The organism is Congregibacter litoralis KT71, from assembly GCF_000153125.2.
Taxonomy (GTDB): Bacteria; Pseudomonadota; Gammaproteobacteria; order Pseudomonadales; family Halieaceae; genus Congregibacter; species Congregibacter litoralis.
In genome coordinates, this window is sequence record NZ_CM002299.1 from 1,834,694 (window position 1) to 1,857,570 (window position 22,877).

Sequence of the window (22,877 nt, forward strand, 5' to 3'; positions counted from 1 at the left end):
CGCCTGAGGGAGATGAATCATGTTTAGCAATGACGATGGCGATGATGATGGTCGCGTGACTACCTCTGCGGCGTTGCGGCATGTGCTCATTTTTCAACTCAAACTAGCTGCTGACGCGCTCCGGGATTTTTTACTCAGTCCTCTTAGCCTCGTCGCCTTTGGCATTGACGCGCTCACCAAACCCAAGGTGGAACACAGCCTGTATCTGCGTCTCATGCTTCTGGGGCGGCGTTCCGACCGAATGATCAACCTGTTTGATGACCACGCCGATAGCGGAGAGCTCACCATTGATCGCGCTGTGGATGAAGTGGAAGAGATGCTGCGCGCAACGCGGGCCGACGTGGCAAGCGCTGCCGATGCAGCCGATACTAGGGAAGACGACCACTCTCCAAATGAGCGCTGATTTTCGCGCGAAAGCGCGCCAGAGGTACGTAGATGCTTTGAGACTCTCCGTCGCCGCGTGATATCACCCCCAAATAGCGCGTCTCCGGTCCTCCCAGGAATACAGCCCCGCCCGAAGCACCTTTCTGCAGTACACAGTCGCTTGTGATGTCCCGATCATCCCTGCCCGTGATGCGGCAGTCCCGAACCGTTTCCAGTACCTTGGTGGCCCCGGAGCTGCGGCGCGGATAGCCCGCCATAACCAGAGCGTCCGTGGCTACCTTTCCTTCCACGGCGATAACTGCCGGGTAGGGAAGAGGCGCGTTGAGACGTAGGAGCGCCCAGTCACTGTACATACTGCCCCCACTGGCAACGAGGTTTGCGGTGCGGGTCTCGCCGCCGGCGGTTTCAAAGGTCAGTACTCTGCTGGTGTCACGATAAAATTCAAGGCAGTGCCAGGCGCTGACGATGAGTGTTGAGCTCTGGGACTTCGCATCGTCCGTGATCAGCGTTGCCGAGCAGTCTTCATCGAAGTGCCTCACGTACCCGTCCTCAAAGCGCTGCCCGGGAACATGGAGTTTGCCCACGCTTGCCAGCGCAGCGTCGGAGAACTCGGAGGTCTCCATGACCTCCGTCGCCAGGGCAGAGCCTGTGACGAGGAAGGCGATGCTCGGGATAAGGAGACGTTTGATCAGGACACTAGCGTTTGCGAATGGCAAAAAACGGGTCTCTCTGGTGGTTTCTTAGCTGCGCTTCGATCTCTCGGCACAGGTTTTTCATGACTATACACGGCAAGTCATAACCTTGACCGATATCAATGCTTGCGGGTCCCTGCGCTTTTATGATGCATACATAGGGTGCCCATGGGCATTTATTTTAGGGAAAGGAGTGACATCATTATGAAGAAACAGCTTGTCCTTGCCGTTGCGGCCGGGTTGGGAATTGCCTGCATGGGCGCACAGGCCTACGAACAGGGCGATATTATCTTTCGTGGAGGTATCGCGACCGTCGCTCCCTCCGGTGACAGTGACCCCATCGAGCTTCCAACGGATCCCCCCACGGTCCTGCCTGGCGGCGTGGATGTGGATGATGGCACCGCGATCAGCCTCATGGGGGTCTGGATGATGTCCGACAACTGGGGCGTTGAGTTGCTTGCGGCGACGCCTTTTGAACACGACATTGATCTCGCAGACCTGCCCGTTGCCGCAGGTTCTACGAAGCACCTGCCTCCAACGGTGAGCATTCAGTGGTATCCCCGGGGTGGCATGCAGGGCTGGCAGCCCTATCTGGGACTGGGCGTTAACTACACCACCTTCTTCAGCGAGAAAGTCGACAACGAACTTGGCGCAGTGCTGGGTGATCTCCTGGATGTGACCTCCGCGAAACTGTCCCTGGACGATTCCGTAGGACTGGCGGCGCAAGCCGGCGTGGACATTCCCCTCAACGACAAGTGGGCTTTGAATCTGGGTGTCTGGTACATCGATATCGGGACCACCGCTGATATCGACGTCACCACAGGTAGTGGTGCCAACGCCACCGTAAGCTTTGATGTGGATATTGATCCCTGGGTTTACAACGTCGGTGTTGCCTACAAGTTCTGAGGCTTTGAGAAAGGTGGCGCGGTGAACGTCATCCCCTGTGATTCCCCGCTCCTCAGCGGGGTTTTTTTTGCCTTCGCGGCGGACAAAATGTTTGGTGAATCGTGCTAGCGTCAACACCTCAATTTGGGGGCGGGAAGATTCTGGAGGAACCATGAATTTCGCTTTACTGGGATTGACAGTCTTCGCCGTGGTGCTGGTCCTCGGCACGGTGTTTTGGCTGATTGCGACCCTGGGGCCGCTTCATAAAAAACAGAAAATGCGCAGGGCCGAAGGGCTCGGGCGACAGGCAGCTCATGATGCATTGCAGAGAGAAACGCCTGGGGTAAGGTCCAGCGCGCCGTCTGGACCCGAAGAAAAAACAGCGCGAAAAACTGCCCAAGATTCAGCGCCGGATAAAGACACAAGGAGCCCGGAGGACTACGGCGCCTAGTGCTGGGAGTGGTCCATGGGTGCCCCGTGTCCGGGCGTCGCGTTGTGCTGCGGCTCTGCGGCGATAGGGCGATTCAGATGCCCTCCATGGTTAAAGGTCATCATGAGGGACCAACACCCCGACCCGATAAGAAAAACAGCGATAAGAAGTTTGAGGCCACGACGCCTCAGGAGAGCCTGGATGCCTCCTGCCCCAAAACTGGTGGTAAGCATTGCGGGCAGCGTACCCACGCCAAAGGCCAGCATCAGTAGTCCCGAGCGGGCCATGTCCTGGGCCGTTGCGGACCATGCCAGGGCGCTGTAGATAAGGCCGCAGGGCATCAGGCCCCAGCATAAACCCAGAAGGTAACCCTGAAACCAATGGCGCACGGGGAGAAGCCGGGATGATAGCTTCTGCACGGGTTTCCAGAGTTTTGCACCGAGGCTTTCCAGTCTGGACATGCCCCGCCACCAATCGGCTATAGACAGCCCCATGCCGATGAGCAGGAAGGCTGCCAGATAGCGAAGGGCCATGGTCCACTGGGCCAGGTTAATACTGCCGGCGATGGCGCCGAGGAGAGCACCGAGGGCCGCGTAGCTGCTCAGCCGACCCGCGTGATAGGCCATGGTGGTGGCGGTACCGCCCCTGCCGCCGAGATTGATGGCGGCGGCGATACCACCGCACATGCCGAGGCAGTGTCCTGCTCCTGCCAGACCAATACCCAGGGCGGCCAGAAGATCGTTACTGATCATCGTTAGTGCCGGTGCTCCTGCTGCTGTCTTGCCTGTCTTTCTGCCTGTCTTCCTGCCTGTCGTTTTCTCCGGTTTCCCCGATGTCCTCATCAGCCAGGATTCGCCAGCTTTCCTTATCCAGGTCATCGTATTGGCCACTGTCGATGGCCCAGAGCAGAAGACGAATCACGATGACGGCAAAAACAATGGCCACGGGGATGAGTAGGTACAGACTCTCCATGTGATCTACTCTACAGGGCCGGTGCGACGCAGCCTGGCCGCGTTACCGACCACCAGCAGAGAGCTGAGAGACATGCCGACGGCCGCAGCCCAGGGCGGCACCCATCCCATGGCTGCAAGGGGTATGCCCAGAGCGTTGTAGGCCAATGCCCAGGAAAAATTCTGAATAATAATCTGCCGCGTGCGCTGCGCTGTATTGACCAGCTGGGTGATTTGCCTGAGATCACCATCCATGATGACAAAATCAGCCTGGGCCCTGGCAAGATCCGTGGCGCCGGCGACAGCGATGGACACATCGGCACGCTTCAATACCGGCGCGTCGTTGAGACCGTCGCCGACCATGAGCACCGTGGCCCCGGCCTCCTGGAGGGTGGTCAGCCGCGCCAGTTTGTCTTCGGGGGATAGACCGGTTGCTATGCGCTCAAATTTGAGCGAAGTGCCCAGCTGCGTTGCGCGCTGCGAGGCATCACCCGTGAGGAGCTCCGTGGCGACACCTTTGGCTCTAACATGCTCGAGCACCGGCAATGCTTCCCCATGGATCTCATCGCTCAGTCCCAGCCAGGCGATAGCCTGGCTCTCTTCGCAAAGGGCAATCCAATACAGCGCTTCCTTCGGTTCAGGGGGAAGCTCCGGCGCTATTTCCTTGCAGAAATGCAGCGATCCCAGGCGCAGTTGTCGCCCCCCATAGCGTCCTTCCAGACCTTTCCCGGGCCGGTAGCTCACGGCCCCTACATCGCCTTGGAGATCCATGGCGGCGAAAGCGCTTGCCAGGGGGTGATTGGAATGGCGCTGCATAGATGCGGCGATTGCCCGGATGGTAGCGTCATCCCATCCCTCGCTCAGGGGAAGTACGGTCTTCAGGGCAAAGTCGCCGCTGGTGAGCGTGCCGGTTTTATCAAAGAGAGCCACATCAAGACTTGCCAGGGACTCCAGGGCATTTTCACCATTTACGATCACACCTCGGCGGCGGAGGAGGTGGGTGGCATTGGCGAGGCTTGCGGGGGTCGCCAGGGATAGGGCACAGGGGCAGCTGATCACCAGCACCGAGAGCGCGATCCACAGCGCCTTGTCGGGATCAATGCTCCACCAGACAAAGGCCGTGAGGGATGCGATGAGCAAAATTCCAGCGATGAATCGTGAAGCGATGCGATCAGCGAGCCGGGCGATGGCGGGTTTGTCCTTCTGCGCCTGATCAATGGAACGTTGCAGTGCGGCCAGACGGGTCTCTGCGTAGCTACCTGTGGCTCTGAGTTCCAGGGACTCCTCAAGGTTCACCGTGCCTGCGTAAACCGTATCGCCAATCGTCACGGAACGGGGCAGGGCTTCGCCACTGAAACTGTCCTCCCGCACGCTGCCGGTGCCACGCTCAACGGTGCCATCAATGGGAAGGGTGTCACCTGCGCGGACCAGGACCCGTTCGCCCTCGGAAAGGCTGCGCCGGGGGATGGTTGTCCACTGATTGTTTCGCCAGACCTGCACGGCATCGGGGAGCGTTTGTTCCGCGTCCTGCCAGTCCATGGCATCCCGGTAGCGCAGGCGTTTTTCCAGAAAGCGGGCGAGGAGCAGGAGGAAAGTGAACATCACCACGGAGTCGAAATACACGGCGCCGGAGCCACTGAAGGTGGCAAAGGCGCTGGCGCAGTAGGCCAGGCCGATAGCCAGAGCCACGGGGAGATCCATGACCAGTGCCCCGAATTGCAGATGACGCCAGGCGCTTTCGAAGAATCCCCGTGCGGAGTAGGCTACCACAAAGCTTGTGACGAGCAGGCTGAACAGACGCATGAGTTGCTGGTAATCCGCGCTGATGCCCTGAATGTCGCCCGCATGGAGTGCAATGGCGAACATGCCCACTTGCATCATGCCGATACCCGCGACTGCTAAACGGCGAAGATCGGTACGGTACTCGTCTTTGGCCTGTTCCTGTCGAAGATTGCTTTGCCAGGGCTGAACGCGATAACCAAGGCTGGCAATGCGGGTAAACACATCGCTCATGGTTAGCTGCCCGGGGTCGAAGGAGACATCCAATCGATTCTGTCCAAGATTGAGCGTTGCCCGCAGCACGCCGGGCGTGCGCGTTAGCGTTGTCTCGATGAGCCAGGTGCAGGCAGCGCAGCTGACACCACCTATGAGGAGCCGTGCGTCAATATGTCCTGATGCGTCCACGCGGGAAAACTGCTCCGCGAGGGCGGGGTCATCGTAGATGACAAATTCGGGCGCGGGCGATAGGGGATCCAGCCCCGGTCGCTCATTGAATGCGGTGCGCTGCTCATAGAAACGCTCCAGTCCGTTCTCGGCGATCATACTGGCTACGGCACGACAGCCGGGACAACACATGTCGCGGGGTTGCCCGGCGATATCGATGCGAAAGTCAGCACCCTCGGGTACGTCCTCGCCACAGTGAAAGCAATGCACTTCGCTGGGAATCGCCAGGGGTTCGGCGCTGTTCAAGGGCGCTTCCGCCCTGTGTTTGGAAAAAACAGAGACATCGCTCAGGGCGAGCTGTCGCCGCTAACAGCGATGAAGTCTCGGTTGCTCAGAGAGCCGTCGACGCGCCAGGCGTTATCCGGCGCTTCAAGTATCCAGTGCCAGTTTGGCGAGAGATCGGCGGGGATATCGCTCTGATAAAGACCGGGCGCTACCGCCGAGAGGGCAACCTGAAAATCGCGGTCTGCCTCCAGGGGATGGGAGAAGCGCAAACTAAGATCGCCAGGTGCTATGGCGCCGGCAAGGCGCACCTGCGCCCGGCGCCCCAGTACCTTGATCTCTGCAGTGATACCAAGCTCCTCGGCGGCGGCCTGCTTGCCCAGTTCTTTGTTGATCGCCAGACCGTCTTTGTAATACTCATCCACCACGAGATCGTCGGAGTAGCGGTTTGCGATGTACAGCGTACTCAGCCCGGCAATTACCACGGAGCCCGGCAGCGCGATAAGAAACCAGGGCCAGAATTGCCGGTACCAGGCTTCCGTATCTTCACGCCGGGGCGTCTGTTTACTGCCGTGAGACATGCTTGCCTGTTCCAATGCTGGGGAAGTGATGAGTCACTATAGCGGTTTCATGAATCGCGATTCGGTACTTGCTCGCAGGGAGGGCATATCTTCGGCAACAATTTCAAAGGTGAAGCTGGTGCTGGGAGTGCTCAAATCGGTGGCTTTGGCTGCCACACGCAGTGTCACCTCTCGATCTTCGCTGGCGTCAAGCGCATAGCGGGTGTCCCCCTTAATTGTGGCGCCTTCCAGGCCGTCGAGGCGGAGTACGTACTTATGGGGCGAACCATCCATATTGACGATGTGAAGCCGGTAGATGTTTTCGACGCCACCGTCTGCCGTTTCCACATAGAGATTGTTGCGATCCCGTATGACCGTAAGCTCCAGGGGAATACGTGAAGCGATGTTGTAGCTGAAGACCCCTACCATCAGGCTGAGCATAACGATGTAACCGATGATGCGTGGACGGAACCATTGTGTTGTTCCTCCCTCGAGCTCTCTCTCGCTGGTGTAGCGCACCAGACCGGGATCGTAGCCCATTTTTCGCATTACGGAATTGCAGGCATCGATACACAGGGCGCAGCCGATGCATTCGTATTGCAACCCGTCGCGAATATCAATGCCCGTGGGACAGACCTGGACACAGAGTTCGCAGTCAATACAGTCCCCGAGTCCTGATTCTTTGTGCGCAAGGGATTTCTTACGTGAGCCTCGGGGTTCTCCTCGTTTGGCGTCGTAGGAAACAATCAGCGTATCCGCATCAAACATTACGGACTGGAATCGTGCATAGGGGCACATGTACTTGCAGACCTGCTCGCGCATCCATCCTGCATTAACGTAGGTCGCCAGAGTGAAAAATGCTGTCCAGACGAGCTGCCAGTTTCCCGTGGTCAGCGTCGCCAATTCGTAGCTCAACTCGCGGATAGGGTAGAAATAGCCGACAAAGGTCATACCGGTCATAAAGGCAATAAACAGCCAGGCGGCATGTTTACCCAGCTTGCGCGAGGCTTTATTCAGAGACCAGGGTTGTTTGTCCAGCTTGATACGCTGGTTGCGGGTGCCCTCAAGCTTCTGCTCTACCCACATGAACATACTGGTCCATACGGTTTGCGGGCAGGTGTAGCCACACCAGACGCGTCCCGCCGAGACGGTGACCGCGAAGAGAGAGAAAGCCGCGATGATGAGTAAGAACGCCAGAAGGGAAAAATCCTGGGGCCAGAAGGTTAGGCCCAGAATATGAAACTCGCGCTCGGGCAGATCGAACCACACTGCCTGACGACCGCCGATACTGATCCATGGCAGGCAGTAGTAGCCCAGGAGCATGGGCCAGCCGGTAAACATGCGGAGTCGCTGATAGAAACCTTCGATCTTGCGCGTGTAAATTTTTTCGCGCTTCTGATAGAGGTCGAGCTCAGCGACCTCCGAGGGGGCGATCTCCTGTACGTTGATGAGATCCGGGTCAGACATAGTTTTTCACCACTACTGATGTTGAGTGGCCACTCCCGTGGCGTTAAACCCCGACGTTGTCCGGCAACTAGTCCGGTACATTGTTCGGTACGTTGTCCGGTACTTTTTTCAGTACTTCGGCGGGGCGTTTGCCTTCGGTAATTATTGTAATGAAATGTTCGTGTGATCAGGTCTGAGTTACTTGCTCAGACCATAGATGTAAGCGCTGACGAGGTGAATTTTGTCCTCGCTGAGCGTGTTCCCAAATGCTGGCATCTGACCATTGCGTCCAATACGAAGGCTGTGGGCAATCTGCTCTTCGCTGCCGCCGTAAAGCCATATGCCGTTGGTGAGGTTGGGCGCTCCCATTAGGGGGTTACCCTTGGCCTCCGGACCATGGCATGCGACGCAGTAAGTCTGGTAATGCTTCTCGCCGGCTGCGACCAGTTCATCGTCCGCCTCACGGCTGTTCAGGGATAGCACGTAAGCCGTTGCCTCCATAATACCCTGCTCACCCAGAATGCTTTCCCAGGGGGGCATTGCTGCCTGGCGGCCATTGACCAGGGTATGTTTGATGGCCTCAGGTGATCCACCGTAGAGCCAATCATTGTCGGTAAGATTCGGGAAACCAAGGGCACCAGCGGCGTCAAGTCCGTGACACTGCGAACAGTTGTTGCCATAGATGCGCATTCCCATTTTGCGTACCTTAGGATCCTGGTAGATATCTTCGATGGACATGGCGAGGTATTTGTCCCGCATGGCCCGAAATTTTTCGTCGGCAACAGCAACCTCCTGCTCGTGCTGGGTCGCGGAACTCCAGCCCAGCACGCCGGGGAAGTTACCCATGCCGGGATAGGCCACGAGGTAGCCAATACCCCAGACGATGGTGATAACGAACATAGCGAACCACCATCCGGGAAGGGGATTGTCCCATTCTTCAATGCCATCATAGATGTGCCCGGTGGTTTTTTCGTCTATTGGATTGCGCTTGCGATTGGCAAATAACAGCCAGGTCACCAGGATGAGGGTGAGGCTTGTAAGTACGATTACCCAGCCACTCCAAAAACTAGTCATTGTTGGTTTCCTTTTTGTCTGCCTGTTTGCTCAAGATCGTCATCTTCAAAAGGGAGGTTGGCGGCCTCTTCAAAATCCTTTTTGGGCTTATTGCTATAGGCCCAGATCACAAGTCCGATAAAGGCGACCAGCAAAAACGCTGTGCTGATGCCTCTTAAATCATTAATGTCCATATGCCTAGCGCCGCGTCTGAATCAATGTGCCCAGCTGTTGCAGGTAGGCCACGAGGGCGTCGATTTCCTTTTTACCGGCGACGGCACTGGCAGCGGCGGCGATATCTTCCTCGCTGTAGGGCACGCCTAGCATCTTAAGCGTGCTCATTTTCGCTGGTGTACCCTCGGCGTTGATGTCGTTCTTAAACAGCCAGGGGAAGGCGGGCATATTGGACTCGGGAACCACATCCCTGGGGTTGTATAAGTGTGCCCGGTGCCAATCGTCGGAATAGCGCTTTCCTACGCGTGCCAGATCCGGTCCCGTGCGCTTGGAGCCAAACAGGAAGGGGTGATCGTAGACTGACTCCCCGGCTACGGAGTAGTGACCGTAGCGTTCTGTCTCGGCGCGGAGGGGTCGAATCATCTGGGAGTGGCAGGTGTTGCAGCCCTCGCGGATGTAAATATCGCGACCCTCAAGCTCCAGAGCGGAGTAGGGCTCCAGTCCGGCGATGGGTTCCGCCATTTTCTTAGAGAAGATCATGGGCACCAGTTCAACCAGGGTGCCGAAGCTGATCGCCACGATCACCAGAATGATCAGTAGGGGAACGCTTTTTTCGACTCTTTCATGAGATGACATGGGTTCGCTCCTTAAGCCGCGGCCGCTGCGGGCGCCGCTGCCGGCGCCTCTTTGCGAATGGTCATGAATACGTTGTAGGCCATGATGAGCATGCCGCCCAGGAAGATGGCTCCTCCGAGTACCCTGACGATCCAGCCTGGATAACTCGCTACCACCGACTCAACAAAGGCGTAGGTCAGCGTGCCGTCCTGGTTATAGGCGCGCCACATAAGGCCCTGCATGATGCCGTTGACCCAGAGGGCAGCGATGTACAGCACGGTACCGATAGTCGACATCCAGAAATGCACGTTGATGAGATCGGTGCTGTACATCTGCTCCTTGCCATAAAGCTTGGGTATCAGGTGATAGAGGCAGCCAATGGAAATCATCGCCACCCAGCCCAGGGCACCGGAATGCACGTGTCCGATCGTCCAGTCTGTGTAGTGAGAGAGGGAGTTCACGGTCTTGATGGACATCATGGGCCCTTCAAAGGTGGACATGCCGTAGAAGGACAGGCTCACGACCATGAAGCGCAGGATGGGGTCGTGGCGAAGCTTATGCCACGCGCCAGACAGCGTCATGATGCCGTTGATCATGCCACCCCAGGAGGGCGCCAGAAGGATCAGGCTCATGACCATACCCAGACTCTGGGCCCAATCCGGCAATGTCGTGTAGTGCAGGTGGTGTGGCCCCGCCCAGATGTATACGGAAACCAGGGCCCAGAAATGCACGATGGACAGGCGGTAGGAATAGACGGGACGCTCCGCCTGCTTGGGCACAAAGTAATACATCATGCCCAGGAAACCGGCGGTCAGAAAAAAGCCTACAGCGTTATGGCCGTACCACCACTGCACCATGGCATCGACGGTACCCGCATAGGCGGAGTAGGACTTGAGGGTCATGCCGACGGGGAGAGCGGCGCTGTTCAGAAGATGAAGCACCGCCACGGTGACAATAAAGGCACCAAAGAACCAGTTGGCGACGTAGATGTGGCTGGTTTTCCGTTTCACCAGGGTGCCGAAAAAGACCACGGCGTAAGACACCCAGACGACGGTGATAAGAATATCAATGGGCCATTCCAACTCGGCGTACTCTTTACTGCTGGTGTAACCCAGAGGTAGCGTGATTGCTGCGAGCACAATGACGGCCTGCCAGCCCCAGAAGGTGAACGCCGCCAGTTTGTCGGAGAAGATTCGCGCCTGGGTGGTGCGCTGCACAACGTAATAGGAGGTGGCAAATAGGGCGCATCCACCGAAAGCAAAAATCACCGCGTTGGTGTGTAAGGGGCGAAGGCGCCCAAAACTCGTCCAGGGTAGACCGAGGTTGAGGGCAGGCCAGACCAGCTCGGCGGCGATGTACACCCCCACAAGCATGCCCACGATGCCCCAGACCACTGTCATGATGGCAAATTGCCGTACAACCTTATAGTTGTAGACAGGATGCTCCAGTGCTGCGTTTAGTTCGCTCATGGTTGTTACCCGTAATTCCTGTTAATTCTTAAGAGCCTGTTTGCTGTTCTTGTGCCTGTGCTGTGCGTGAAACCCCGGGGGCTCCCAGCGCCGCGAATCGACTTCGCAGCTTTTTTTTTTATAGCGCTTTTGCCTAGCCGTCGGTAAAGGCCGGCGCCGCGCCGTAATCCCAGGCCAGGATCGACACGACCATGATGGACACAAGGAGCACCAGTCCGATGGCAAGGATCGCGCTGGAGAACAAAAAGCCCCGTTCCTGAGGGATGTTCATGACGATGGGGATGCCGAGATACATGAGGTAAACCGCCCAGCTGATGGCTACAACGCCAATCAGCAGATCTGCCCAAAGCAGGGGATAAAAGCCCACGAGACCGAGAATAAACAGCGGCGTTGCGGTGAGCCCGGCGATAACAATGCCCTTGGCGATGGTGGAGTTAGCGGCCCCGTAGGTGCTGGACATCCAGTGAATGGCGTAGCCGATGGCTGCAACGCTTGCGACCATCACACAGTAAAAGAGGATGTTGACCTGCATGGCGCTGGCATCGGTGAGTTTGATGATTTCGTTGTAGCTGCCCACCGTCCATCCGACATGGCTGGTACCCCAGTACCAGGCGATGGACGGCAAAAGTGCAAATACAAAGGGATAGATGACCAGAAGGTTTTGGGAACTCTCGGGTAAATCTGCGATGGTCTGCCATTGCTGTCGTGGTTTGAATAGCAGTCCAAAGGTGTGCTGGATCATTCTCGTTATCCCCCGATGAGAAATCTGACAGGCGGCATTCTAATGAACTCACTGCCGCATTTATTGACCTGCATCAATAAGCGATGCAAGAGTGTTAATTAAAGCGGACACAACGGAGCTCAATTGCTGGTATGGCAAAGGCCACCTTTGTTGCGTCAGTCTGTTTCAGACCTCTTTGCGGGCCTTAAGGGCTGTTTAGCCTTAACCGGCGTCTGCGATTTTTTGCAGGGCCTCAATATCAAGAATTTCGATTTCCTTGTTTTCTACCGCAAGCACCTTGAGTTTCTGAAGACGGCTAAACACCCGGCTGACGGTCTCGACGGTGAGTCCCAGATAATTACCGATATCCACCCGCGACATGCTGAGACGGAACTGGGTAGCACTCAGTTGGCGGCGGGCGTTTCGCGTCGATACGCTGAGGAGTAGTGCGGCGACGCGCTCATCTGCCGAACTTTTCGAAAGCAGGGTGATCAGCTGCTGGTCCTCAGTGATTTCCCGGCTCATAATCTGAAAAAAGTGCCGCTGCAGCTGTGGCATGCTGGCACTGAGTTTTTCCAGAGAGTTAAAGGGGATCTCGCAGACCGATGCGGTTTCCAGGGCTTTGGCTGATGAGGCGTAACTATTGTTGCTGATGCCATCCATACCGAGAAGCTCCCCGGGGAAGTAAAAGCCCGTAACCTGTTCCCGACCGTCGTCTGTCGTCCGATAAGCTTTAATCGTGCCTGAGCGCACGGCAAACACGGATTCAAAATCATCGCTCTCGCGGTACAGGTGCTGACCCTTCTGGAGGGGCTTGCTGCGCTGAACGATACGGTCGAGCTCGTCGATTTCCGTTGCTTCGAGGGAGAAGGGGAGACAGATAGTGCTAAGGCGGCAGTTGTTGCAATTCACCTGATAGTCGTGGGTACAGGCTTTGTTTGTAGCGCTTTCTACATCGATTAACTGCTTGTTCACTGCTCTACGTTTCCCGTACCGGCTATAAGCAAAAATGTAGCGAGCCCGTGCGAGCGTGTCAAATTAACTTTACATTGCTCGGCGAGTTAAACTGTGGCAGAGAATTGGGCTTTTCCGCTGCGGCTGTGGTGCTCAAGATACTCATCAAAGGGCATGCAGAGATTCCTGAGGAAGGGGCGGCCTGCTGCTGTTACGCGGAGCATGCCCGCATCGAACTCCATCAGTCGGTCTTCGAAAGCGGGATTCAATTCTTCGAGGGCGTCATGAAAATGGACGCGAAAGTCTATGCCGAACTCCCGTTCGACCTCTGCGATATCCAGACTGAGGTCGCAAATCAGAGACATGATGACCCGCCGGCGGAGTTTGTCCTCGTTATTGATCCTGTAGCCCTTGGTAATAGGCAGCTGACCGTCCTCCAGCATTTGGTAATACGCAGGCAGATCACGGGCGTTTTGCAGATAAAAGTCACCTATCTGGCTGATAGATGAGACCCCCAGTCCGAGAAGATCGTCTGCGAGCTGCAGGGAATAACCTTGAAAATTTCGTTGCAGCCTGGATTCACCCTGGGCTTTTGCCAGCTCATCATCGGGAAGGACATAATGATCCATACCGATGTAGCGATACCCGGCATCCTGAAGCGTTGCGCTGATCATCTGCGCCAGGAGGAGCTTCTCCTCAGGTTCCGGGAGCGTGTGTCGATCAATGGAGCGTTGAGGCAAAAATCGCTCGGGTAAATGGGCGTAGTTGTAGCAGGCGATGCGGTCCGGGCGCAGGCTGATGACCTTGCGCAGGGTCTCGGCCATGCTCACATGATCCTGGTAGGGCAGTCCATAGATAAGGTCAAAGCTCAGGGAACGAAATCCATGGGCCCGCGTCGCCTCTACCAGCTCCGCCACCTGCGTGTAGGGCTGAATGCGATTGACGGCTTTTTGCACGCGTTCATCAAAGTCCTGAACACCAAGGCTGATGCGGTTGAAGCCTACGCCTTTCAGCAGCGCAATGGTTGCGGAGGACACCGTGCGCGGGTCAATTTCAATGGAATACTCGCGATAGCCCTTGTCCAACAGTCGGAAACGACTTGCAAGGCTGTGCATGAGTTCAGTGATTTCGCCGTCGTTGAGATAGGTTGGCGTGCCGCCGCCCCAGTGCATCTGAGTGACGGGGCGATCCTTGCCCACGATCTGGCTCTGCATCTCGAGTTCTTTGCTGAGCTGGGCGAGGTAGCGTGCCGCAACACCCTCCTTGCGCGTGACCACCTTATTGCAACCGCAGTAGTAGCAGATGTCGTGACAGAAGGGCAGATGCACGTAGAGGGACAGGGGATCGCCATGATGTTCCCGACGGCCCTGCCAGTTGCGATAACGCGTCAGATCGAAGTCTTCAGAGAATTGCGGCGCAGTGGGATACGATGTGTAGCGAGGGCCACTGGTGGCATATTTGCGCGCCATGCTCATCCCCGCCTCCCACTCCCTGGGTAGGCGCCGGGTCTGCTCGCTGCTGCCGATTATCTGGTTCATGATCAAGGTGGGCCTGTTACTCAAATAAGAACCACAGGCTAGCAGCACCGGGTTAGATGCTTCTTGATCCACATCAAGGTAGGACGCGGGTAGGGAAAACCCTCAGGTTTCGAGGTCTGCGAGTTCCTCGGTGATCTCGTGAAGCTCCCGGGGCATGCCGATGCCCCAGCCTTGGAGATAATCGATGCCTATTTCCCGCAGTGCAGGGACAATTTCCAGGTCCTCCACACACTCTGCGACGGTTTTCTGCCCCAGGAAATGCGCCAGGTCGTTAATGGACTTGGTCATGGCATAGTCGGTTGCGTTGCGGTGGATGTCCGTGATGAAAGTGCCGTCGATCTTGACGTAATCCACCGGTAACTCTTTGAGGTACTTGTGACTGGCAAGCCCGGTGCCGAAATCATCAAGAGAGAATTTGCAGCCGATGTTTTTCAACGTTCGAACAAAGTCCGCTGCCCGGGGCAGGTTGTCGATGGCCCCGGTCTCGGTTATCTCAAAGCACAGCCTGCTGGTGCCTACGCCGTGCTCCGAAATCTGTTCCAGAACATAATCCAGAAAGTCATTGTCCGTGATACTGGTGCCTGAGAGATTGATGGAGAGTTCCGGCACCACTTTCTGCGCATCCATGAGGCGCGAGATCCACGAGAAGGCCTCCTTGAGCACCCAGCGGTCCACGAGGGTCACATAGCCAAAGCGCTCCGCCGACATGATGAAGTCCTGGGGAGACTGGAGTTCGCCGTCGTCGTCACGGAGAGACAATAAAATCTCGTAGTGGTGCTTGGCGCCCTCCCGGCCGTCGACGGCGCTCTGGACGATGGGCTGGGCGCGAAGTACCAGGCTGTCCGTCGACATGGCATCGTCGAGACGCTTGCGCGAGGATGCCCGCTCAAGCTTGTAGTTCATGACCTCTTCCTGGTCGATGTCGTACACCACTACCTGATCTTTGCCCTGGCCCTTGGCCATGCTCAAAGCCTGGCGCGCCTGTTCCACAATGGACGTGGGGCTTTCGCTGGTCTGCAAGACGCTGGCAACACCGATGGACACGGTAAACGATATGTTTTCGCCATTGATGGTGAGGCTGCTTGCCGCAATATCCACGCGAATCTTGTCGGCAATCCGTCTCGCCTCGTCGGTGTCGCGATAGGTAAGGAGAATGCCGAATTCATCCTCGCTCATGCGCGCGGTCAGCGCACGACGATCATTCATCTGGCTCAGGAGGCGACCGAACTCGTTGAGCACCTCGTCGCCGCTGGTGTCATCAAAGACATCATTAACCAGGGCAAAGTTGTCGATGTCCAGAAGCAGAAACGCATGTTCACTACCCCGGGCCTGGGCGTGGCGCAGGGTGCGCTGCAGTTGGTAGACCAATGACTCGCCATTGATCAGTTGGGTGATGCTGTCGCGGTTTCGGTCAAAGCTGAGGGTCTTTTGCGCCTCTTCAAGGGTGCCATACATGCTCTGCTCGAGCACGGACATCTCATCCACGGGAGTGGGTGTCTGCGCTCCGCGACTGAGCTGGCGGGCCAGCTGGATGGCGCTCATCTCGGCGATCTTTTGTCCGCGCTCGTTGACAAAGGCAAATTGATCGCGGTCTTCGCTGACCCACACCAGTCGCATTTTCCGCTGGCGGCCGTCCTTGGCCCGATAGCGGAGCTTGGCACCGGGCTCCAGTGCTTCGACGCGCTTGAGCCAGCGTCGGAGGCGTGGCAACTGCTCGACGCGCTGGGAGTCGGGACGAATAGCGGCGGCGACTTGGGGCTGGTAGCGGGTGACATCCGCCGGGGCCTTACCGGTAATCACTGCGTTGATTCTGCGAAGAGCGCCCTCGTGGGCCACGGAGCCCGGGTTTGAGACGTTCAAGCGGCGGTTCAGGGCCCGGAGACGCTGTTGCATCTCTTTGATTGCGGTGCTGGGAAGCTCTCCCTCGCTGGATTCACGGAAGTCCGTAACCAGGGTCTGCAACAGGGACTCCTCCTCCTGCCAGGCGATGCTGCTTTCGCCCTCGCGCAGGGCTATTTGCACCAGCGCCTGACGCCAGCCGCCGTCGAGAAGATCCACGAGGGCGCGGGGGGCGCTGTCTCGATCCAGATGGCGATCGAGCAGTTTTTCGACACTGCGTTGCGCCCGCGTGAGGCGCTCCTGGCCCTGGAGACCGCTGATCACACGCTCCACATTTCGGTCCAGGGAGCGGTTCTGCTGTGCTAGCAGGGTATCCAGTTCGCCCTGGGCATCGGCGAAGACGCTGCTGTCATCGCTGTATTCTCCGGCAACGCGCTCGACGATTTCGGCCACTTTTTTCTGGAGCGAGCGGTTGAGGGTGTTGTCCGCACTGGCCAGTTTGGAAATTTTGTCCAGCAGCTGGTGTGCCGGGTGCTCCGGCTGCGCAAAAAATCGAGGTTCATGGAGGGATAAGCGCGCCAGGGGTACCCGCAGTCTCGCGAGGCTGGGTGCCATGTCGTCACTGACCTCGAAGTTGCGGTTCAAGGTGTCAAAGACCGTATCTACAAAACTGAGGCGATTGGCGCCGTCCCGCTCGAGGGCGACATCCTCACCCAGCCCGCCATGCTCCTTGAGAAGGCTTTCGAGGGACTGCAGCTCTCCCAGGGACTGAGCGGGAGGCTGAGACGCCTGCAATGAGAGCAGCGCGTTGAGGAGCTGCTGTTGATCCAGGGTTGCCTGGGGCGCGGCCGCGGCGCTTTGCGCAGGCGCAGCGCTTTCTGTCGGACGCTCTGCCGCGCCCTTTGTCGTATCGCTGCTATCCCCCGAGGTTGCGGGGGCGCTCTCAAGTTCCGAGCGCTCGCGATTGGTATCAAGGGCGCTGATGACCGCGTCATACATGGCATCGTGTTTATTGTCGCCAGTTCCGGCCGTGCCTCCAGCCCCGGGCGTGCCTGAATCGCCGGCAGCACTGTCGGCATTGCCACCGTTACCCTGGGTACGCGTATTTCCGCGGCCATCCGCCGAGCCGGTGCCCGACGAGCTTTCCGGGGAAGCATCATTAGAAGCATCGGAACTTACCGCGCCCTGGGCAGACCGGGGCGCCGCGGTGGATTCCCGGGTGGTTTCGCTCTCCGGAGCGGGCTTGGTACGCACGGTGGACTTGATGATGCGCTTTTCCACCGGATTGAGCAGCGAACCGTTTTCACGAATGTCGTCTTCGAGGCCGGGCTCCACGTCGGCATCGGTGAAAATACGGTTGAGTTCGGGGTAAAGCTTTTCCAGTTGCGGCGCGTAGGCCTCGCGAAATGCCGTCAGGCTATCCTGGATGACCACGGGGCTGTCCGTGATGGGCTCCAGGGCGTCCATAAAGGCCTGGAGCACATAGGCGGGATGAAAAGGTGTTCGTGCCCGTCGCGGCTCCCGGTCACTGACCAGCGCCGTGCGGATGGTTAAGCATTCGAGTTCCACCCGGTGGGCCTCGATGAGACTGTTGACGATTTTGTCCACCGCCAGCTTTTGATCCATCTCATCCAGGGCAACGAGATCCAGGTTGCGCGCCGATGCTGCCTCCAGATCTGCAAAGGTCTGCCCCTCGCTCTCTTTTTCCAGGGTCTCCATGCTCACGGTCAGGGCCTTGGAGAAGTCCTCGAGAAAATCCTCGTTGTTGCGCTTCAATACGTTGAGGGCGTCATAGTGTGCGTGTTGACCCGAGATGCCGTAACGGGACGATGTAGACAGATCAAACAGACGATCCCCAAGCTCGACGAGAAAGCGCTTCATGGCTTGAAGTAACTGCGAGTGCCCGGTCGTCAGCATCTCATTAACAAGACGCTCTGCTTCTTCGGGTCCCGGCAGCCAGACGATGGCGTCCGGATCCATCACCTCCAGAACCACGTCGGGGAGGTCATCGTCGGGGGTGACCAGCACCTCCCGGGCGTTGACGGTTTCAATGCTTCCGGCAATGCTGATTTGGGCTTCATCGTCGTCCGGTAGGCCGGCAATGACCAGATGCACGGGCAGCCCTTCGGGTGGCAGGGGAGAGATGGCCTGTTTAGGCTTCAGCAAGAGTGAACCGGAATCAGTGATTTCGGCGATGCCGGCAAAGCGAAGGCCATCGGGTAACCGAAGGTAGGCGGGTAACGCGGCCTTTTTTTCACTCATAAAGTTCGCAGTCTCGTTACGTGAGGCAAGCGCGAGGTCGCGCGGCTGCACTGTAGTAAGGCGGAGTATACGGAAGAAGCTGTCGACTCTGAAGTACAGTGACAGTTTTCAAAACGCGGGCTTCTCCCAAGGGGCTCAAACTCAGACCTTGGGATAAACTCAGGACTCCTATACCGCGGCTGAGCCCTGTAAAACGATGCCTGACTACACTGTTCCCGACGCCTGGCGCGATTTGCTGAGAAGCGAGTTGGACGCGGACTATATGCTCGGACTCAGCGATTTTATCGCCGCGCGACGAGATAGCGGCGCTGCCGTGTTTCCGCCGCGAGAGCAGGTGTTCAACGCTTTTGTCCACACGCCTCCCGAAGACCTGCGGGTTGTGATTCTTGGACAGGATCCTTACCACCAGCCGGGACAGGCCCACGGACTGAGTTTCTCCGTGAATCGGGGTGTACCCGTGCCGCCATCTTTGCGGAACATCTTTCGGGAACTTGAGGAAGACCTGGGAATAAGCGCCCCGCGACACGGATGTCTTGAAGCCTGGGCGAAGCAGGGCGTATTGCTGCTCAATACGGTACTAACCGTGGAAGAAGGGAACCCCGGTTCCCACCGGGGCAAAGGCTGGGAGCTGTTCACGGATGCGGTGATAGCCCTGCTCGCCAAGAGGTCCGAGCCTCTGGTGTTTTTTTTGTGGGGATCCCAGGCGCAAAGGAAGGCGGGCTTCATAGACGGGCAGAAGCACTGCGTGCTTAAAGCGCCCCATCCATCGCCCCTAAGCGCCTACCGGGGTTTTTTTGGCTGTGGGCATTTCGGCAAGGCCAATGCGTTTTTGCGCGCCCGGGGTCGTGAACCCATAAACTGGTCCATCGACTCTTAGGGCTTTATGGAGCTTCGCGCTGGAGTGCCCCCGGGGATCGCTGTGCCCGGCCCTCAGGAGCTCAGGTACGGCGGGGTTATCGCATCGAGTCGCTCACCCCCGGGTAAGAAAAGCGTTTGATTCAAATGGTCGCTGTGAACCTCGCCTGCGATCAGGGCGCGGCCGTTCCCGTAGGACGCGCGGCGCAGGCAGCTGCCAACGATCTCTCCAGATTCGCCCTGCAGGGACGTATCGCGCGCTATGGGTCCCAGGGTCTCCGGACCCTCGAAAATTTGCAGGCGTTTTTTGCTGCGGCCCTTGTAGTGAAGTCGCGCAACGATTTCCTGGCCGGTGTAGCACCCCTTGTCAAAAGCGACCAGACCGCTGAGATCGTAGTTCAAAGCCTGGGGGGTGAAGCATTCAAGGTCCTCCAGTTCCAGCGCGTAATGCCCCGTGCGCAGTGTCGCTGCCTCCCAGGATGTCACGGGGTCTACATCAGCTTGTGAACCGGATGCTGTACCTTGGGAAGCCAGCGCCCGGGCAGGAGCGTCGTCGATGGCGATGACCTCGCCGTGACCGGGTCCGCGCTGCAAAAGCAGTGCATCATCGCGGAGGGTCACGGGCAGGGAACCGGGGGAGACCGTGTTCGAGGCACTATCTGCGGCATCACTCCTGTCGCCATCTATCGCACATTCCGCAGCGAAATCCCTACCGCCCAAACCCAGGATGGAGTGCTCCTCGGCCGCGAGTTCAACGCTGATTCGGGAGAATTGCGCATAGCGCTCAAGGGTTTTGGCGATGGTAGCGGCGACGGAGCGACGGAGTCGCAGGATCAGGTGGGCATCGCTCACATACAGCACCGTGAGGTCACTGAGCACGCGACCTTTTACATTGCACAACGCTCCCATGAGCGCACGCTCGGGCCCTAACTTGCGCGTGTCGCAGGTCAGCTGCCCCTGCAAAAATTCAGGCACTTTACTGCCCCGCAGATGAAGCATCGCTTCTCCGGGGAGAAAACAGGCAAAACTATCCAAAACACCTCCTGACCGATCTTTGGCCTTGCTAATGATTAAGCCGGCTTCGATCATACCCCGTGCCTTGACTCAGCTATACTCCCGCGTTCGAAAAAACGGGTGTTTTCCATGGACGAGGAACATAAACGAATGCGCTGGGCCAGTCGCCGGGGCATGCTTGAGCTGGACCTCATACTTGAGCCCTTTGTGCGCCTGCACTACCCCCACCTGGATGAAGCGGGGCGGGAGCGCTATCGCTCACTCATGAGCTGTCAGGATCAGGAGCTTTTCGATTGGTTTTTGCGCAAGCAGATACCTGAGGATGGCGAGCACGCTCAGATGGTGCAGACCATCCTCGATGCCCGACGGCCTGAGGATACGCCTCCGTAATTCTCCGCGCCTGCGCATGCTGCAGCGGGCGAATCGCCTGTTACTTATCTTCTGCTTGTTTAACGGCATCCTCGCTAGCCAGATCAGCATGGTGCCAGCGGCTCTGGGATTGTGGCTCGTCGCGCGATCCCTCTCCCGTATGGATCCCCAGGGCCTGACCTTGCTCAAAGGGGATTTGGGGCAGCCTGGGGGCTTGTGGTTTATCGTGTATCCCGACGGCCGCGAAGACGAAGACCACCGCCGCCGGCTTTGTTGTCTGCATAGCCAGGGCAGTTTTTCGTCCCTGCTATGGCTGGAGATACACGAGAGCTCCTGCGGCAAAAAATGCAGCGCATACCGCTCGTTTTTGATATTTCCCGATGCCCTGTCCTTTGAGCACTGGCGGCTTCTGCGCCGGGAGCTTCGTCTCGAAGATCACAACGGGGACGCTGTTGCGCGCTAAAGGGCAGCGCTTTGAGGTCAATCAGCGGTGACGGTAATTGTCGGGAGCGAGGACCGTGTCCGCCGGGTCGGGCAGTAAATCCGGATAATCGAGGGTGAAATGCAGGCCCCGGCTCTCTCTGCGCTCCATGGCGCAGCGAATCATTAGCTCCGCCACCATGGCCAGATTTCGTAGCTCGAGGAGGTCGTTGGTGACCTTGTAGTTGCTGTAGTACTCCGCGATCTCGCCCTGGAGGAGTTCGGCGCGCCGCAGGGCCCGCTGGAGACGTTTGTTGGTGCGGACAATGCCCACGTAATCCCACATGAAGCGTCGCAGTTCATGCCAGTTGTGAGAAATGACCACGTCCTCATCGGAGTCTGTCACCTGGCTTTCGTCCCAGGGGAGGGGGCTGTCATCGCTGCTGTGCTGTGCCGCCTGGGCTTCGATGTGCTTTGCCGCCGCTTGGGCATAGACCAGGCATTCCAGGAGGGAGTTGCTCGCCATGCGATTGGCGCCGTGTAAACCGGTAAATGAGCATTCCCCGATGGCGTACAGGCCTTCGACGTCCGTGCAGCCGTGGGCATCTACCATGATGCCGCCGCAGGTGTAATGGGCGGCGGGCACCACGGGAATCCGGTCTTTGGTGATATCGATACCGAATTCAAGGCAGCGTTCATAAATCGTCGGAAAGTGCTGGCGAACAAAGTCCGAGTCCTGGTGGGAGATGTCAAGGTACACGCAATCCGCGCCAAGTCGCTTCATCTCATGATCGATGGCCCGGGCCACGATGTCTCGCGGCGCGAGCTCCGCGCGTTCATCAAAGGCCGGCATAAAGCGCTCGCCGTTTGGCAGGGTGAGATAGGCACCTTCCCCGCGCAGTGCCTCGGTAATAAGAAAAGACTTCGCATCGGGATGATAAAGGCAGGTGGGGTGGAACTGATTGAACTCCAGATTTGCCACCCGGCAGCCGGCGCGCCAGGCCATGGCAATACCATCGCCGCTGGCGCCGTCAGGATTGCTGGTATAGAGATAGACCTTGCTGGCACCACCACTGGCAAGGACTACAGCACCGGCTTCAAAGAGATCCACGCGGTCTTCTTTTTCGTCGAGGACATAAATGCCCTTGCATCGTCCATCGCGAACGACCAGATCCACGGCAATCCGTCCAGGTAGCAAATCGATATTGTCCGCCTGTCGTGCGCGCTCTTCGAGAACCTCGCCAATGGCGCCGCCCGTGCGATCTGCCGCGTGGACAATTCTGCGATGACTATGGCCGCCTTCCTGAGCGAGGTGATATTCCGGCGACTGGCTGGCGTCCATGTCCTCCCGAAGATCAAAGTCCACACCGAGGGAGGCCAGCCAGTCGACGGTTTCCCGGCTGTGCGACACCGTCAGCTCTACCGCGTCCCGATGGCAGAGTCCGGCGCCGGCGCGGAGCGTATCCTCCACATGGGCATCGACGCTGTCCCTTGCATGGAGGACCGCGGCCATACCGCCTTGCGCCCAGTAGGTGGAGCTCTGTTTGACATCACCCTTTGACAATACCGCGATGCGATAGTCCCGGGGCAGGCGTAATGCCAGGGAGAGACCTGCGGCGCCGCGTCCTATGATCACGACGTCATGGCGATAGTGCGTGCTCATTGCGCGCCGATAATCCTTATCAAGAGTTTGGAATGACGGGTATCATGCCTGTTTTAAGGCCTCGTCGGTACACCCCTGCTCAAGGTTGGGGGTTCGCTCTGTAAAACGCAGGGCAAGCGTAAATAGTTCACAGGGAACT

At 57.9% G+C, this 22,877-nt stretch carries 22 protein-coding genes; 6 read left to right on the top strand and 16 right to left on the bottom strand.

Translation table 11 applies throughout. The annotated features are described in order from the left end of the window. The first annotated feature begins 19 nt into the window (after positions 1-19). Positions 20-403 (top strand): hypothetical protein, encoded by a 384-nt coding sequence (locus tag KT71_RS08425; protein ID WP_008295849.1) that lies wholly within the window; start codon positions 20-22, stop codon positions 401-403. Here the strand turns inward: KT71_RS08425 and KT71_RS08430 are convergent. Continuing rightward, entirely contained in the window at positions 369-1,100 is a 732-nt protein-coding gene (locus KT71_RS08430) for a trypsin-like serine peptidase (RefSeq protein WP_008295848.1), read from the bottom strand. The two genes, KT71_RS08425 and KT71_RS08430, sit on opposite strands and share 35 nt — an antisense overlap. Before the next feature lie 180 nt (positions 1,101-1,280). Here KT71_RS08430 and KT71_RS08435 point away from each other — a divergent pair, with 180 nt between their 5' ends. Further along, positions 1,281-1,982 (top strand): OmpW/AlkL family protein, encoded by a 702-nt coding sequence (locus tag KT71_RS08435; protein WP_023659477.1) that lies wholly within the window; start codon positions 1,281-1,283, stop codon positions 1,980-1,982. A gap of 151 nt (positions 1,983-2,133) precedes the next feature. Then, positions 2,134-2,412 (top strand): hypothetical protein, encoded by a 279-nt coding sequence (locus tag KT71_RS08440; protein WP_008295846.1) that lies wholly within the window; start codon positions 2,134-2,136, stop codon positions 2,410-2,412. Here KT71_RS08440 and KT71_RS08445 read toward each other — a convergent pair. The 13 genes from KT71_RS08445 to KT71_RS08505 form a co-directional block, all read right to left on the bottom strand. Next, positions 2,409-3,143 carry a sulfite exporter TauE/SafE family protein gene (locus KT71_RS08445; RefSeq protein WP_008295845.1) on the bottom strand — a complete coding sequence of 245 codons (735 nt, stop codon included), beginning with the start codon at positions 3,141-3,143 and terminating at the stop codon, positions 2,409-2,411. The genes KT71_RS08440 and KT71_RS08445 overlap by 4 nt on opposite strands. After that, positions 3,133-3,363, bottom strand: coding sequence for a cbb3-type cytochrome oxidase assembly protein CcoS (ccoS, locus tag KT71_RS08450; RefSeq protein WP_008295844.1), 231 nt, complete (start codon positions 3,361-3,363; stop codon positions 3,133-3,135). Before ccoS ends, KT71_RS08445 begins: the two co-directional genes overlap by 11 nt. Positions 3,364-3,368: 5 nt before the next feature. Then, the gene (locus tag KT71_RS08455; RefSeq protein WP_008295843.1) at positions 3,369-5,810 is read right to left on the bottom strand and encodes a heavy metal translocating P-type ATPase; all 2,442 of its coding nucleotides are present in this window, start codon (positions 5,808-5,810) and stop codon (positions 3,369-3,371) included. Positions 5,811-5,851: 41 nt separating this feature from the next. Beyond that, positions 5,852-6,367, bottom strand: coding sequence for a FixH family protein (locus KT71_RS08460; protein ID WP_008295842.1), 516 nt, complete (start codon positions 6,365-6,367; stop codon positions 5,852-5,854). 36 nt (positions 6,368-6,403) lie between these two features. Continuing rightward, a complete protein-coding gene (gene ccoG / locus KT71_RS08465) occupies positions 6,404-7,813 on the bottom strand; it encodes a cytochrome c oxidase accessory protein CcoG (protein WP_008295841.1) in 1,410 nt (469 codons plus the stop codon). Positions 7,814-7,990: 177 nt separating this feature from the next. Next, a complete protein-coding gene (gene ccoP, locus KT71_RS08470) occupies positions 7,991-8,866 on the bottom strand; it encodes a cytochrome-c oxidase, cbb3-type subunit III (RefSeq protein WP_008295840.1) in 876 nt (291 codons plus the stop codon). Continuing rightward, positions 8,863-9,039: a CcoQ/FixQ family Cbb3-type cytochrome c oxidase assembly chaperone gene (locus KT71_RS08475; RefSeq protein ID WP_008295839.1), complete on the bottom strand. Its 177-nt coding sequence runs from the start codon at positions 9,037-9,039 to the stop codon at positions 8,863-8,865. The genes ccoP and KT71_RS08475 overlap by 4 nt, the downstream gene beginning before the upstream one ends. Positions 9,040-9,043: 4 nt before the next feature. Next, positions 9,044-9,655: a cytochrome-c oxidase, cbb3-type subunit II gene (gene ccoO / locus KT71_RS08480; RefSeq protein WP_008295838.1), complete on the bottom strand. Its 612-nt coding sequence runs from the start codon at positions 9,653-9,655 to the stop codon at positions 9,044-9,046. An 11-nt stretch (positions 9,656-9,666) separates the two neighbouring features. Beyond that, the gene (gene ccoN, locus KT71_RS08485) at positions 9,667-11,103 is read right to left on the bottom strand and encodes a cytochrome-c oxidase, cbb3-type subunit I (protein ID WP_008295837.1); all 1,437 of its coding nucleotides are present in this window, start codon (positions 11,101-11,103) and stop codon (positions 9,667-9,669) included. Positions 11,104-11,236: 133 nt separating this feature from the next. Beyond that, a complete protein-coding gene (locus tag KT71_RS08490; RefSeq protein ID WP_008295835.1) occupies positions 11,237-11,845 on the bottom strand; it encodes a Yip1 family protein in 609 nt (202 codons plus the stop codon). Between the two features lie 201 nt (positions 11,846-12,046). Further along, positions 12,047-12,799, bottom strand: coding sequence for a fumarate/nitrate reduction transcriptional regulator Fnr (fnr, locus tag KT71_RS08495; protein WP_008295834.1), 753 nt, complete (start codon positions 12,797-12,799; stop codon positions 12,047-12,049). Positions 12,800-12,885: 86 nt separating this feature from the next. Next, on the bottom strand, positions 12,886-14,316 hold the full coding sequence (gene hemN, locus KT71_RS08500) for an oxygen-independent coproporphyrinogen III oxidase (RefSeq protein ID WP_008295833.1): 1,431 nt from the start codon (positions 14,314-14,316) through the stop codon (positions 12,886-12,888). Positions 14,317-14,418: 102 nt separating this feature from the next. Continuing rightward, positions 14,419-18,417, bottom strand: a complete 3,999-nt coding sequence (locus KT71_RS08505) for a DUF1631 family protein (RefSeq protein WP_051403804.1) — start codon at positions 18,415-18,417, stop codon at positions 14,419-14,421. Between the two features lie 196 nt (positions 18,418-18,613). Between KT71_RS08505 and ung the strand changes: the two genes are divergently transcribed. Next, positions 18,614-19,294 (top strand): uracil-DNA glycosylase, encoded by a 681-nt coding sequence (gene ung, locus KT71_RS08510; protein ID WP_008295831.1) that lies wholly within the window; start codon positions 18,614-18,616, stop codon positions 19,292-19,294. A gap of 53 nt (positions 19,295-19,347) precedes the next feature. On the opposite strand, the gene ygfZ is transcribed toward ung, so the two are convergent. After that, positions 19,348-20,307 carry a CAF17-like 4Fe-4S cluster assembly/insertion protein YgfZ gene (gene ygfZ, locus KT71_RS08515; protein ID WP_152025197.1) on the bottom strand — a complete coding sequence of 320 codons (960 nt, stop codon included), beginning with the start codon at positions 20,305-20,307 and terminating at the stop codon, positions 19,348-19,350. A gap of 108 nt (positions 20,308-20,415) precedes the next feature. Between ygfZ and KT71_RS08520 the strand changes: the two genes are divergently transcribed. After that, positions 20,416-20,676 (top strand): FAD assembly factor SdhE, encoded by a 261-nt coding sequence (locus KT71_RS08520; RefSeq protein ID WP_008295829.1) that lies wholly within the window; start codon positions 20,416-20,418, stop codon positions 20,674-20,676. Next, entirely contained in the window at positions 20,645-21,118 is a 474-nt protein-coding gene (locus tag KT71_RS08525) for a hypothetical protein (protein WP_023659479.1), read from the top strand. Before KT71_RS08520 ends, KT71_RS08525 begins: the two co-directional genes overlap by 32 nt. A 21-nt stretch (positions 21,119-21,139) precedes the next feature. Here the strand turns inward: KT71_RS08525 and nadB are convergent, their stop codons facing one another. Beyond that, on the bottom strand, positions 21,140-22,738 hold the full coding sequence (gene nadB, locus KT71_RS08530; protein WP_008295827.1) for an L-aspartate oxidase: 1,599 nt from the start codon (positions 22,736-22,738) through the stop codon (positions 21,140-21,142). Between the last annotated feature and the right edge of the window lie 139 nt (positions 22,739-22,877).